The sequence below is a fragment of the Pseudomonas sp. R25(2017) genome, from assembly GCF_002112565.1.
Classification (GTDB): Bacteria; Pseudomonadota; Gammaproteobacteria; order Pseudomonadales; family Pseudomonadaceae; genus Aquipseudomonas; species Aquipseudomonas ekonensis.
The window spans coordinates 1-13,001 of the sequence record NZ_NEHZ01000004.1 but is presented as its reverse complement, the minus strand read 5'-3'; the positions used below and the strand labels follow the sequence as shown (position 1 = coordinate 13,001).

9 protein-coding genes and 1 pseudogene are annotated in these 13,001 nt (G+C 65.6%); 7 read left to right on the top strand and 3 right to left on the bottom strand.

All coding sequences use genetic code 11. The features are described from left to right. Positions 1-119 precede the first annotated feature (119 nt). From CAG31_RS06085 to CAG31_RS06075, 3 genes are all read left to right on the top strand, one after another. On the top strand, positions 120-668 hold the full coding sequence (locus CAG31_RS06085) for a cupin domain-containing protein (RefSeq protein ID WP_007920393.1): 549 nt from the start codon (positions 120-122) through the stop codon (positions 666-668). Between the two features lie 182 nt (positions 669-850). After that, positions 851-1,267, top strand: a complete 417-nt coding sequence (locus CAG31_RS06080; protein ID WP_085578918.1) for a cytochrome c5 family protein — start codon at positions 851-853, stop codon at positions 1,265-1,267. Positions 1,268-1,402: 135 nt separating this feature from the next. After that, positions 1,403-3,325 carry an acetyl-CoA hydrolase/transferase C-terminal domain-containing protein gene (locus tag CAG31_RS06075; protein ID WP_085578916.1) on the top strand — a complete coding sequence of 641 codons (1,923 nt, stop codon included), beginning with the start codon at positions 1,403-1,405 and terminating at the stop codon, positions 3,323-3,325. A gap of 65 nt (positions 3,326-3,390) precedes the next feature. Here CAG31_RS06075 and CAG31_RS06070 read toward each other — a convergent pair whose 3' ends face one another. Both CAG31_RS06070 and rep read right to left on the bottom strand, forming a co-directional pair. Continuing rightward, positions 3,391-3,963 carry a xanthine phosphoribosyltransferase gene (locus tag CAG31_RS06070; RefSeq protein WP_085578914.1) on the bottom strand — a complete coding sequence of 191 codons (573 nt, stop codon included), beginning with the start codon at positions 3,961-3,963 and terminating at the stop codon, positions 3,391-3,393. Between the two features lie 58 nt (positions 3,964-4,021). Beyond that, a complete protein-coding gene (gene rep, locus CAG31_RS06065) occupies positions 4,022-6,031 on the bottom strand; it encodes a DNA helicase Rep (protein ID WP_085578912.1) in 2,010 nt (669 codons plus the stop codon). 265 nt (positions 6,032-6,296) lie between these two features. Between rep and CAG31_RS06060 the strand changes: the two genes are divergently transcribed. Continuing rightward, complete coding sequence (locus CAG31_RS06060; RefSeq protein WP_085578910.1) at positions 6,297-7,970, top strand: bifunctional diguanylate cyclase/phosphodiesterase; 1,674 nt, start codon at positions 6,297-6,299, stop codon at positions 7,968-7,970. Positions 7,971-8,112: 142 nt separating this feature from the next. Here the strand turns inward: CAG31_RS06060 and CAG31_RS06055 are convergent, their stop codons facing one another. Next, complete coding sequence (locus CAG31_RS06055; protein WP_085578907.1) at positions 8,113-9,504, bottom strand: NorM family multidrug efflux MATE transporter; 1,392 nt, start codon at positions 9,502-9,504, stop codon at positions 8,113-8,115. 158 nt (positions 9,505-9,662) lie between these two features. On the opposite strand from CAG31_RS06055, the gene CAG31_RS06050 reads away from it, so the two are divergent. The 3 genes and pseudogenes from CAG31_RS06050 to CAG31_RS28925 all read left to right on the top strand — a co-directional run bounded on the left by CAG31_RS06050 (position 9,663) and on the right by CAG31_RS28925 (position 12,742). Continuing rightward, positions 9,663-10,583 carry a LysR substrate-binding domain-containing protein gene (locus CAG31_RS06050; RefSeq protein ID WP_085578905.1) on the top strand — a complete coding sequence of 307 codons (921 nt, stop codon included), beginning with the start codon at positions 9,663-9,665 and terminating at the stop codon, positions 10,581-10,583. Positions 10,584-10,765: 182 nt separating this feature from the next. Then, positions 10,766-11,887: pseudogene (locus tag CAG31_RS28930) on the top strand (Cache 3/Cache 2 fusion domain-containing protein); the annotation flags it as partial. Beyond that, complete coding sequence (locus CAG31_RS28925; protein WP_371856094.1) at positions 11,882-12,742, top strand: methyl-accepting chemotaxis protein; 861 nt, start codon at positions 11,882-11,884, stop codon at positions 12,740-12,742. The pseudogene CAG31_RS28930 and the gene CAG31_RS28925, both read left to right, overlap by 6 nt. The last annotated feature ends 259 nt before the right edge of the window (positions 12,743-13,001 follow it).

Sequence of the window (13,001 nt, the reverse complement as noted above, 5' to 3'; positions counted from 1 at the left end):
CCCGAAGCCGTCGCCGCCGACCGCATGCCCCTCCGGGGCCCGGGCCCAAGTGTTGTAAATACTGAACGCTGTCGCCATGATAACGCTCACTATCTCTACAACCTCAGGAGGCGCGTGCCTTGGACGTCGGCGAACGGCTGCAATCGATCCGCAAGCTCAAAGGGCTTTCCCAGCGTGAACTCGCCAAGCGTGCGGGCGTCACCAACAGCACCATTTCGATGATCGAAAAGAACAGCGTCAGCCCTTCGATCAGTTCGCTGCGCAAAGTGCTGGGCGGGATTCCCATGTCCATGGTCGAGTTCTTCTCCGAAGAGATCCTGCAGGAAGTCCCGACCCAGATCGTCTACAAGGCCAACGAACTGATCGACATTTCGGACGGCGCCGTGACCATGAAGCTGGTCGGCCGCGCCCACCCGAGCCGTGCCATCGCCTTCCTCAACGAGATCTACCCGCCGGGCGCCGACACCGGCGAAGAGATGCTCACCCATGAAGGCGAGGAAACCGGGATCCTGGTGGAAGGGCGCCTGGAACTGGTGGTGGGCCTGGAAACTTTTATCCTCGAAGCGGGCGACAGCTACTACTTTGAAAGTACCAAGCCGCATCGCTTCCGCAATCCGTTCGATGCCCCGGCGCGACTAATCAGCGCAGCCACGCCGGCGAACTTCTGAACCGAGAGGCGCCAGGCCGTTGCGGCGAAGGCGTGCGAACCGTTTGACCGATGCGCGACAAAACCCCTTCAACTTTGGGGTTGTTTCAGTGTGGCGGGCTTACCGCTATACTTGCGCCCGCCTGCGAACCGTGGCCGCAGGCGTGAATAGCCACCATTGAGGGTGAACGCGTGAACCTAATTATGAAAATGCTGGCCGCACCAGCAACCGTACTGGCCCTCTGGGCTGCCAGCGCTCAAGCTGCGACCAACGACGATATCGCCAAACGCCTCGAGCCGGTCGGCCAGGTCTGCGTTCAGGGTCAGGAGTGCAAGGGGATGGAAGTCGCCGCAGCCGCAGGCGGCGGTGGCGGCGCGAAGACGCCGGACGAAGTGATCGCCAAGCACTGCAACGCTTGCCATGGCTCCGGCCTGCTGGGTGCGCCGAAGATCGGCGACACGGCGGCGTGGAAAGACCGCGCCGACCACCAGGGCGGCCTCGACGGCATCCTGGCCAAGGCCATCACCGGCATCAACTCGATGCCGCCGAAGGGCACCTGCGCCGATTGCTCCGACGCCGAGCTCAAGGGCGCGATCCAGAAGATGTCCGGCCTGAAGTAAGGCCCCGCGTCCTCGAAAAAACCGTCTTCGGACGGTTTTTTTGTGCCCGCGATCCGGCTCTGAGGCTGGTCATTGCAGCAATCTGGCGGCAAGCTCGGTCGTACCTCTATTCATGGAACGGGCGGGAGGCTTCAGATGGTGCAGCTGTGTTCGATCGAACAGGCCGTGGACGATGTGCTGGCGCGGTTGCCGGCGCATATCCACATGGGCCTGCCGCTGGGGCTGGGCAAGCCTAACCGCTTCGTCAATGCGCTGTACCGGCGCATCAAGGGCCTGCCGCAGCGCCGGCTGACGGTCTACACGGCCCTGTGCCTAGGCCGTCCAGCCCTGGGCGACGGTTTGCAGAAGCGCTTCCTGGAGCCCTTCGTGGAGCGGGTCTTCGGCGATTACCCGGAACTGGAGTTCCTCGCCGACCTGCGCCGCGACAGCCTGCCGGCCAACATCCGCATCGAGCAGTTCTTCATGCAGCCCGGCAGCCTGCTGCACAGCACGCAGGCACAGCAGGACTACGTCAGCAGCAACTACAGCCACGCGGCCCGCGACATCAACGCCGCCGGGCTGAACCTGGTGGCGCAGTTGCTGGCCAGCAGCAGTGAGCATCCCGACCGCCTGAGCCTGAGCTGCAACCCGGACATCACCCTCGACCTGCTGCCGATGATCGCCAAGCGCCGGGCCGCCGGGGAAACCATCCTGCTGGTGGGCCAGGTGCACACCGAGCTGCCGTACATGCCCGGCGACGCCGAGGTGGACATCGACACCTTCGACCTGCTGGTCGACGAGAAGGACAGCAGCACGCTGTTTTCCACGCCGAACATGCCGGTGGGGTTTCAGGATCATTTCATCGGCCTGCACGCCAGCGCGCTGGTGCGCGACGGCGGCACGCTGCAGATCGGCATTGGCTCGATGGGCGATGCGCTGACCGCCGCCCTGCTGGCGCGCCAGGCCGACAACGCCGGATACCGCAGCCTGTTGGCCGAGGTGAACCTCAGCCCGTGGGCGCGGCTGATCGAGGGCGAGGGCGGTCTCGAACCGTTCGCCAAGGGCCTGTACGGTTGCAGCGAAATGTTCGTCAACGGCCTGCTGGTGTTGGCGGAGGCGGGGATCATCCGGCGCAAGGTCTACCCGGATGTGCCGACCCAGGAACAGGCCAACGCCGGCACCCTCGATGAGGCCGCGCAATCCGACGGCGTTTCGGTGCACGGCGGCTTCTTTCTCGGGCCGCGCAGTTTCTACGAGCGCTTGCACGAGCTGTCGCACGGTAAGCGCCTCGAATTCGACATGACCCGCATCAGTTACATCAACGAGTTGTACGGTCAGGAAGCGCTCAAGCGCCTGCAGCGCCTTGATGCGCGGTTCATCAACACGGTGTTCACCATGACCCTGCTCGGTGCCGGTGTGGCCGACCAGTTGGAGGACGGGCGGGTGCTCAGCGGCGTCGGCGGGCAGTACAACTTCGTTGCCCAAGGCCACGCGCTGGAGGGGGCGCGGTCGATCCTGCTGCTGCGCAGCTGGCGCGAGGCCGGCGGCGAGGTCAGTTCGAACATCGTCTGGGAGTACGGCCACTGCACGATTCCGCGGCACCTGCGCGATATCGTGGTGACCGAGTACGGCATCGCCGACCTGCGCGGCAAGTCCGACGCGGCGGTGATCGAGGCCTTGCTGAACATCAGCGACTCGCGCTTTCAGCCGGAGCTGACCGAGCGGGCGCAGAAGGCCGGCAAACTGCCGAAGGATTTTCGCCTCGATCCGCGTTTCGCCGACAACACCCCGCAGCGTTTGCAGGGGATGGCCGCGCGGCATCCGAACCTGTTTCCGGAGTATCCGCTGGGGTGCGATTTCACCGAGACCGAACGGGATCTGCTGCGGGCGCTGAACTGGCTCAAGAGCAAGTTCAAGCTGAGCGAAGTCCTTGAGTTGGGGAAAGCGGCGCTGGATGCGCCGCAGGCGTCGGCGTTCCCCGCGCACCTTGAGCGGATGCGACTGACAGCCCCGGAGGGCCTCAAGGAAGACCTGTTCCAGCGCCTGCTGCTCACCGGCCTGAAGGCCACCGCGCAATGAGATCAGCAGCCAAAACAACTGCGGGAGCCAGCAGGCTGGCTCCCGCAAGGGCACTGCTGTGCGGGTTACTCGATGAAGGTGACGACGCCGTCCTTCAGCGATTTGACCCGGGCCAGCGATTCGACGCGGTAGCCCTGGGAGTCCAGCTCGGCGCGGCCGCCCTGGAACGACTTTTCGATGACGATGCCCAGGCCCGCCACGGTGGCGCCGGCCTGTTTGATGATCGAGATCAGCGCCTGGGACGCTTTGCCGTTGGCCAGGAAGTCGTCGATGATCAGCACGCGGTCGCTGCTGGTCAGGTGACGGGGGGAGATGGCCACGGTGCTTTCGGTCTGCTTGGTGAACGAGTACACGGTCGCCGACAGCAGGTTCTCGGTCAGGGTCAGGGACTGGTGCTTGCGGGCGAAGATCACCGGCACGCCCAGGTTCAGGCCGGTCATGATCGCCGGGGCGATGCCCGAGGCTTCGATGGTGACGATCTTGGTGATGCCCGAATCCTTGAACAGCGCGGCGAATTCGTCGCCGATCAGCTTCATCAGGGCCGGGTCGATCTGATGGTTCAGAAAGGCGTCGACTTTCAGGACCTGGTCGGAAAGCACGATGCCTTCTTCGCGGATTTTCTTGTGCAGTGCTTCCATGAAGCGTTCCTCTACTGGCGCCGTGTGCGCCGAAGGTCTAGTAAAAAAGTGGTCGATTCTAACGCTTTAGCATCGCGCGTATATCGGCCAATGCGTTGTTGCCCCGCACGGCCTTGACTTCGGTCGGGGTGTCGTCGTTGCCTTCCCAGGCCAGGTCGTCCGGCGGCAGCTCGTCGAGGAAGCGGCTCGGGGCGCAGTCGACGATCTCGCCGTACTGCTTGCGCTTGGCGGCGAAGGTGAAGGCCAGGGTCTGGCGGGCGCGGGTGATGCCCACGTAGGCCAAGCGGCGTTCCTCTTCGATGGTGTCGGCCTCGATGCTGGAACGGTGCGGCAGGATTTCCTCTTCCATGCCCATGATGAACACGTAAGGGAACTCCAGGCCCTTGGACGCGTGCAGGGTCATCATCTGCACGCCCTCGGCGCCGTCTTCCTCTTCCTGCTGGCGTTCGAGCATGTCGCGCAGCACGAGTTTGCCGATGGCGTCCTCGACGGTCATCTCGCCGTCTTCGTCCTTCTCCAGGGTGTTCTTCAAGGCTTCGATCAGGAACCAGACGTTGCTCATCCGGTAGTCCGCGGCCTTGTCGCTGGAACTGTTGGTGCGCAGCCAGTTCTCGTAGTCGATGTCCATGACCATGCTGCGCAGGGCCGAGATCGGATCCTCGCCGGCGCACTGCTCGCGCACCTTGTCCATGAAGCGCTTGAAGCGCGACAGGCGGTCGGTGAAGCGGCTGTCCAGGTGTTCGCCCAGGCCGATCTCGTCGGTGGCGGCGTACATCGAGATCTTGCGCTCGGTGGCGTAGTTGCCGAGCTTCTCCAGGGTGGTGGAGCCGATTTCCCGGCGCGGCACGTTGATCACCCGCAGGAAGGCGTTGTCGTCATCCGGGTTCACGATCAGGCGGAAGTAGGCCATCAGATCCTTCACTTCCTGGCGGCCGAAGAAGCTGTTGCCGCCGCTCAAGCGGTACGGCACCTGGTGGTGCTGCAGCTTCAGCTCGATCAGCTTGGCCTGGTAGTTGCCGCGGTAGAGGATCGCGAAGTCGCTGTAGGGCCGGTCGGTGCGCAGGTGCAGGCTGAGGATCTCCATGGCCACCCGCTCGGCCTCGGCGTCCTCGTTGCGGCAGCGGATCACGCGGATCTCGTCGCCGTGGCCCATCTCGCTCCACAGCTGCTTCTCGAACTCGTGGGGGTTGTTGGAGATCAGCACGTTGGCGCAGCGCAGGATGCGGCTGGTGGAGCGGTAGTTCTGCTCCAGCATCACCACTTTGAGCGACGGGTAGTCTTCCTTGAGCAGCATCAGGTTTTCCGGCCGCGCGCCGCGCCAGGCGTAGATCGACTGGTCGTCGTCGCCCACCACGGTGAACTGGTTGCGCTTGCCGATCAGCATCTTCACCAGCAGGTACTGGCTGGCGTTGGTGTCCTGGTATTCGTCCACCAGCAGGTAGCGCACCTTGTTCTGCCACTTTTCGAGGATGTCGGCGTGGCCCTCGAAGAGCTTCACCGGCAGCAGGATCAGGTCGTCGAAGTCCACCGCGTTGAACGCCTTGAGCGTGCGCTGGTAGTGGGTGTAGACGATGGCGGCGGTCTGCTCCTTGGGGTTGCGCGCGTTCTCCAGGGCCTGGGCCGGCAGGATCAGGTCGTTCTTCCAGGCGCCGATCATGTTCTTGATCTCGTCGACGCCGTCGTCGCCCGAGTATTCCTTCTGCATGATGTCGGTCATCAGCGACTTGACGTCGGTCTCGTCGAAGATCGAGAAGCCGGGCTTGTAGCCCAGGCGCTCGTGCTCCTTGCGGATGATGTTCAGGCCCAGGTTGTGGAAGGTGCTGACCGTCAGGCCGCGGCCTTCGCCGGCGCGCAGCAGGGTGCCGACCCGCTCCTTCATTTCGCGGGCGGCCTTGTTGGTGAAGGTCATCGCGACGATGTACTGGGCGCGGATGCCGCAGTTCTGGATCAGGTGCGCGATCTTGCGCGTGATCACGCTGGTCTTGCCGGAGCCAGCGCCGGCGAGCACCAAAAGAGGGCCGCCGACGTAGTTCACGGCCTCTTGCTGCCGGGGATTGAGTCGGGACATACGGAAATTCGGGAGTCGTTGACGAAATGGGGCGGCATTTTAACAGGCTCAGCGAATTGTGCCGCACCTGTCCGACTTGTGACGCAGCACGCGGTTACAGTTTGCCGGTTTTGATACTTTCACGCAGGATGTGCGGAGATTTTGCGTCTAATGTTCTCATTCGTGACACAAAACGACGATTTGATAACCGATGTCATTTGGTCATTGGCCGGCGCAACGGCATAATGCCCGCCGCCCACATCATTGCAGAGTCTAGGGAGTCAGCTTGTCTACGCCTGTCGAACCCTTGCGTTTGCTGCTGCTGGCCGAAGAGCCGGCCTGGACAGCGTTGTTGCGCGAGTGCCTGGCGCCGATGGGCAGCTCGGCGGTGCTGATCGGCGCGCCGGACTGGGATTCGGTCAGCCGCCTGTTCGAAGACAACCGCCACGCGGTGCTGCTGACCGTGCCGGCCCTGCAGCCGGCGCCCGGACGCTGCAGCCTGCCGACGGTGCTGCTTCTGGAGCACGAGCCGGCGAACCCGCCCGACGGCGTCAGCGACTGGCTGGTGCGCGACGCGCTCGACACCGGCATGCTGCGCCGCTGCCTGCGCCATGTGCGCGAGCGGGGCGTGCTGGAGAACACCCTGCAGCGTTTGGCCGAACAGGATCCGCTGACCGGGATCGCCAACCGCCAGGGTTTCCAGACGTTGCTCACGGCCCGCTTGGCCGAAAACGACGGCCGCGGCCTGGCCCTCGGGCACCTGGACCTGGACAACTTCCGCCACGCCAACGACGCCCTCGGCCACCAGGCCGGCGACCGCCTGATCCTGCAGGTGGTGGCGCGGCTCAAGAGCCAGCTGGAGGCCGGCGATCAGCTGGCCCGGCTGGGCAGCGACGAATTCGCCCTGCTGATCGACACGCGCCGCGCCCCGCAGCGCGCCGAGTGGATGGCCGAGCGCATCACCGAAGCGCTGGCCGAACCCTACTGGATCGACGGCGAGAGCCTGCTGATCGGCTCCAGCCTGGGCATCGCCCATGCCCGCGCCCATGCCGGCGCCGACCCGCTGATGTGGCATGCGCACATCGCCATGCAGCAGGCCAAGAGCACCCAGGGCTGCACCTTCCATATCTTCAACGAACGGATCAACCGCAACGCGCGGAGCATGGCCGACCTGGAAAGCGAGCTGCGCCGGGCCTTGCGCCGCGACGAACTGGAACTGCACTACCAGCCGCGCCTGAACCTGGCGGACGGGCAGATCGTCGGCCTTGAGGCCCTGGTGCGCTGGCGCCACAGCGAGCGCGGGCTGCTGCCGCCCAGCGAGTTCGTGCCGCTGGCCGAGCAGAGCGGGCTGATCGTGCCTTTGGGCTACTGGGTGATCTCCCGGGCCCTGCGCGACATGCAGGCCTTGCGCGAACACGGCCTGCCGGCGCTGCACATGGCGATCAACCTGTCGTTCCGCCAGTTTCAGGACAGCCAGCTGCTGCCCACCCTCAGTCGCCTGATCGCCGAACGCGGCGTCGAGGCCCAGTGGCTGGAGTTCGAACTCACCGAAACCGCCGTGATGCGCCGCAGCGACCTGGTCAAGCAGACCATGGACGCCCTCGGCCGCCTCGGCGTGCGCTTCTCGCTGGACGACTTCGGCACCGGGTTCTCCTCGTTCGTGCACCTCAACAGCCTGCCGATCACCTTGCTCAAGATCGACAAGAGCTTCGTCGGCGGCATGGAACAGCGCGAAGAGAACCGCAAGCTGGTGCACGCGATGATCAACCTGGCGCACAACCTGCACCTGGAAGTGGTGGCCGAAGGGGTGGAGACCCCTGAACAGATGGCGTTGCTGCGCGGGTACGGTTGCGACCAGGTGCAGGGCTACCTGATCAGCAAGCCGCTGCCGCTGGCGGAGCTGGTGGCTTACCTCACGGTCGGTTCCGGCGAAGAGCCGGCGCTGGACGTCGTGATCTGAGCGGACCACCCCGGCAAGTGCAGTGCCTCGGCTGAAGCCATCGCCAGCAGGCTGGCGCCCGCAGAGAACTGCGGGGCACCGCTAAACCCTGTGGGAGCCAGCCTGCTGGCGATGGCGCCAGTCCAGACGCCGCGTGAATAGATCATTCAGCCTGGGCGACCGCGAACGAATCCGAAGGCTCGTGCCGGATCATCCGCTTCATCTTCCACTCGAACCCCAGCGTCAGGCACACCGCCGCGCACGCCAGCCCCAGCGCCAGGCCCCACCAGACGCCGGTCGGCCCCCAGTGCAGATGGAACGCCATCAGCCACGCCGCCGGCGCGCCGATCAGCCAGTAGCAGCCGAGCCCGACCAGAAACGTGGTCTTGGCGTCCTTGAGCCCGCGGATGCAGCCCATGGCGATGGTCTGCACGCCGTCGAACAGTTCGAACCACGCCGCCACCATCAGCAGGCTGACGGCCAGGCGGATCACCTCGGCGAAGACCGGGTCGTCATGATCCAGGAACAGGCCCACCAGCGGATCCGGCAACAGCCAGAACACCATGGCGAAGCACAGCATCACCGCCGCGCCGAAGGCGATCCCGACCCGCCCGGACATCCGCGCGTCGAGCAATTGTCCGGCGCCGTAATGCTGACCGATGCGCATGGTGATCGCGTAGGACAGCCCCGCCGGCACCATGAACGCCACCGAGACGATCTGCAGGGCGATCTGGTGCGCCGCCAGTTGCGTGCTGCCCATGGTGCCCATGCACAGCGCGGCGAAGGCGAACAGCCCGACCTCTACGGCGTAGGTGCCGCCGATCGGCAGGCCCAGGCGCCACAGTTCCTTGAGGTATTGCCGGTTGAGGCGCGACAGGCCCTGGCGCAGCGGGTAGGCGTCGTAGGCCGGATGCCGGCGGATGTGCCAGGCCAGCGCCAGCGCCATGCAGTTGGCGACGATCGCCGTGACCAGGCCGATGCCGGTCAGCCCCAGCTTCGGCAGGCCGAACAGTCCGGTGATCAGCGCGTAGTTGAGCAGGAAGTTGGCCACGGTGCCGGCCAGGCTGATGACCATCACCGGCGTCGCCCGACCGATGGCGCTGGTGAAGCCACGCAGGGCCATGAAGCTCAGGTAGCCGGGCAGGGCGAACGGCAGGGCCAGCAGGAACTGCCCGGCGGCGTTGACGTTGGTTTGGGTCTGGCCGAACAGCAGCAGCACCGGCTTGAGGTTCCACAGCAGCAGACCGGCGCCGAGGGCCATCAGCCAGGCCAGCCACAGCCCGGCCTGGGTCAGCCGCGCAGCGCCGAGGATGTCGCCGGCGCCCTGACGGATCGCCACCAGGGTGCCGACCGCCGCGATCACGCCGATGCAGAAGATCGACACGAACGAATAGCTCGCCGCGCCGAGGCCGCCGCCGGCCAGGGCCTCCGGGCTCAGGCGCGCCATCATCAGGGTGTCGGTCAGCACCATCAGCATGTGCGCCAACTGCGAGGCGATCAGCGGCCCCGCCAGCCGGAGGATGGCCCAGAGTTCGGTACGCACGGGACGCTGCATGGTCGTCACATCCTTTTAATCGAGGGAGCAAGAGACCGTCGATTCTCGCGGTTCGGCGGGGTTGGCACAAAGGGATAAAAAGGATGGGTGGCATGATTAAAACTCATCCAGGGGCATTTCTGCTAAGTTGACGCCATCCCGCAACCGGAGCCTTGTCTATGTCCCGTCGTCTGCCGCCCTTGTATGCCCTGCGCGCATTCGAAGCAGCGGCGCGGCACAGCTCGTTCACCCGCGCCGCCGAAGAGTTGTCGATCACTCAGAGTGCGGTCAGCCGGCATGTCCGCACGCTCGAGGAGCACTTCGCCTGCCGGCTGTTCCACCGCAGCGGCCGCAACCTGCAGCTGACCGAATCGGCGCGCCTGCTGTTGCCCGGCATCCGTGAAGGTTTTGCGGCCCTGGAGCGGGCCTGCAATACCTTGCGCGCCGAAGACGACATCCTGCGCATGAAAGCCCCGTCGACCCTGACCATGCGCTGGCTGCTGGCGCGGCTCAGCCGGTTCCGCCATCTGCAGCCGGGCAACGAGGTGCAGTTGACCAGTGCCTGGATGGACGTGGATTCGGTGGACTTCAACAACGAGCCGTTCGATTGCGCGGTGCTGCTCAGCGACGGGCATTTTCCACCGGACTGGGAAGCCAGCCTGCTGTTCCCGGAAGAACTGATCCCGGTGGGCGCGCCCAACCTTCCCGATGACCGGCCCTGGGACGCGGCGCGGCTGGCCGCCACCGAACTGCTGCACCCGACCCCCGACCGGCGCGACTGGCGCAGTTGGCTGGAGCGCATGGGCCTGTCCGAGCAGGTGTCGCTCAAGGGCGGGCAGGTGTTCGATACCCTGGAGCTGGGAATGATCGCAGCGGCACGGGGCTACGGCGTATCGATGGGCGACCTGCTGATGGTGGCCGAGGACGTGGCCCAGGGACGGCTGAGCCTGCCGTGGCCCACCGCCGTCGCCAGCGGCCTGAACTACTACCTGGTGTGGCCCAAGACCCGTCCGGGCGGTGAACGTTTGCGCCGCCTCAGCGATTTCCTTCAGGGCGAAGTCCGGGCGATGGAACTGCCGCAGGTCGCGCGCTTGAGCTGAATCGTTCGAGCCACCACAATGCCGGCCCTGGGGCATAACCCTGTTGTGCGCTCAAGTATTCGTTTTCACAGCCGAATACGTCCAAGTGGAACCGTCGTGCCGGTCCACGATACACCCCCATTATTAGAATATTTTCCGAGCCGTGATCAGGGAGGATCCGCAGGCCCGGCCAGGAGCTGTCCATGTCTCAACCCCGCGCCCGGATCGCCTCGCAGCTGGGCCTCGCGCTCGCCGTGATACTGGCGGTCGTCATCAGCGGCAGTACGGTGTTCGCCTTGCGTTCGCTGGATTCGGCCAACCTCGCCACCCGTGAAGAGCACCTGGCCAGCGAGGCGCGCCTGCTGGCCGACCAACTGAGCACCTTCCACGGCACGCTGCGCGAAAGCACCCAGCGCCTGAGCGGGCTGTTCGAGAAGCGCTTCAGCGCGGGCCTGAGCATCCACCCGGACGAACCGGTGACCGTCGCCGGCACCCGCACGCCGGGCCTGCACCTGGGCGGTGAGGTGTTGAACAACAACTTCAAGGAAGTCGACGAGTTCAAGCAGATGACCGCCGGCGTCGCCACGCTGTTCGTGCGCAGCGGCGAAGACTTCATCCGCGTCAGCACCTCCCTGAGCAAGCAGGACGGCACCCGGGCCATCGGCACCGTGCTCGACCACGCCCACCCGGCCTACGCGCGGTTGATGGCGGGGCAGGGCTATGTCGGCCGCGCCTTGCTGTTCGAGCGCCTGTACATGACCCAGTACACCCCAGTGCGCGACGCTGGCGGCAAGGTGATCGCCGTATTGTTCGTCGGCTTCGACTATACCGATGCGCAGAACGCCCAGTTCGACAACCTCAAGCGCTTCCGCATCGGCCAGACCGGCTCGTTGGCGCTGCTGGACGAGCAGGGCAAATGGCTGGTGGCCCCGGCCGGCGTGCAGGCGCCGGAGCAAGCGGTGTCGGTGGTCGCCGGTCTGGCGAAAACCCCGGGCAAGGGCCGCTTCTGGAGCGACAGCGTCGAAGACTTCTACAGCATCGCCGTACCGTTCGACGGCGGGCCGTGGTCGGTGGTGGCGAGCATGCCGAAAAGCGAGATCCGCGCCGTGACCTGGAGCGTCGGCACGCAACTGGCCATCGGCAGCCTGCTGGCGATGCTGCTGGCGGTGGGTTCCGTGGTCTGGCTGCTGCGCAGCAAGCTGCAGCCGCTGGGGGATCTGGTGCGGCAGGCCGAGGCGCTGGGCGCCGGCGACCTGAGCGTGCGCCTGGACGTTTCGAGCAACGACGAGATCGGTCAGCTGGCCCGCGCCTTCAACCAGATGAGCCAGGCCCTGTCGACCATGGTCGAGCACATCCGCCGTTCCTCCGAAGAGGTCAACCGCCGGGCCCAGGCGCTGTCGGGCTTGTCCGGCGGCGCGTACGAAGGCATGGAGCAACAGTCCGGCGAAATCACCAGCATGGCGGGCGCGGTCGAGGAGTTCAGCGCCACCTCGCTGAACATCGCCGACAACATGGGCAACACCCAGCGCTTGGCCCAGGAAAACGCACAACAGACCCAGATCGGCCGCACCTCGATGGAAGAAGCGTCTTCGTCGCTGGAGCAGATCGCCGGCGCGCTGAACACCACCGCGACCGTCATCAACACCCTCGGTCAGCGTTCCCAGGAAATCGGCGGCATCGTCAGCGTGATCACCGCGATCGCCGAACAGACCAACCTGCTGGCGCTCAACGCCGCCATCGAAGCGGCCCGCGCCGGCGAACAGGGTCGCGGCTTTGCGGTGGTGGCCGACGAGGTGCGCAACCTGGCTTCGCGCACCCGTCAGGCGACCGACGAGATCTCCGGCATGATCCAGAGCATCCAGCAGGAGACCGGCAACGCCATCAGCACCATGGAGCAGGGCAATGCGCTGATGCAGGAAGGCCTGTCGCGCAACGCCAACGTCGCCTCGGCCCTGGCGCGCATCGACGAGCAGAGCCGCTCGGCGGGCCAGCAGTTCGCGGCGATCACCACCGCGACCCAGGAGCAGAGCAGCACCGCGACCCTGCTCAGCAGCAACCTGCAGAGCATCGCGCTGGCCAACAGCGAACAGCGGGAAGTGGTGTCCAACCTTGCGGTCACCGCCAAGGAGTTGGAGAAGCTGGCGGCGGATCTGCGCTCCGAGGTCGACCGCTTCCGCTGAGTCGCCCCCGCCATCGATGCGCCGGACAGACCGCCATCGCCAGCAGGGCTGGCTCCCACAGTTCTAGCCGCCTCACCGCGCGCCCTGTGGGAGCGGGCTTGCCCGCGATGGCGGCGGAACATCCGACATCGATGTGCCGGACAGACCGCCATCGCCAGCAGGCTGGCTTGTATGCTGGTACTTGAAGGGAGGAGGAGGGACTAGGCTGGATTCTGACTGTTGACGCAGTACAGACCGTGGGAGATTTCGCCCCTTCCTC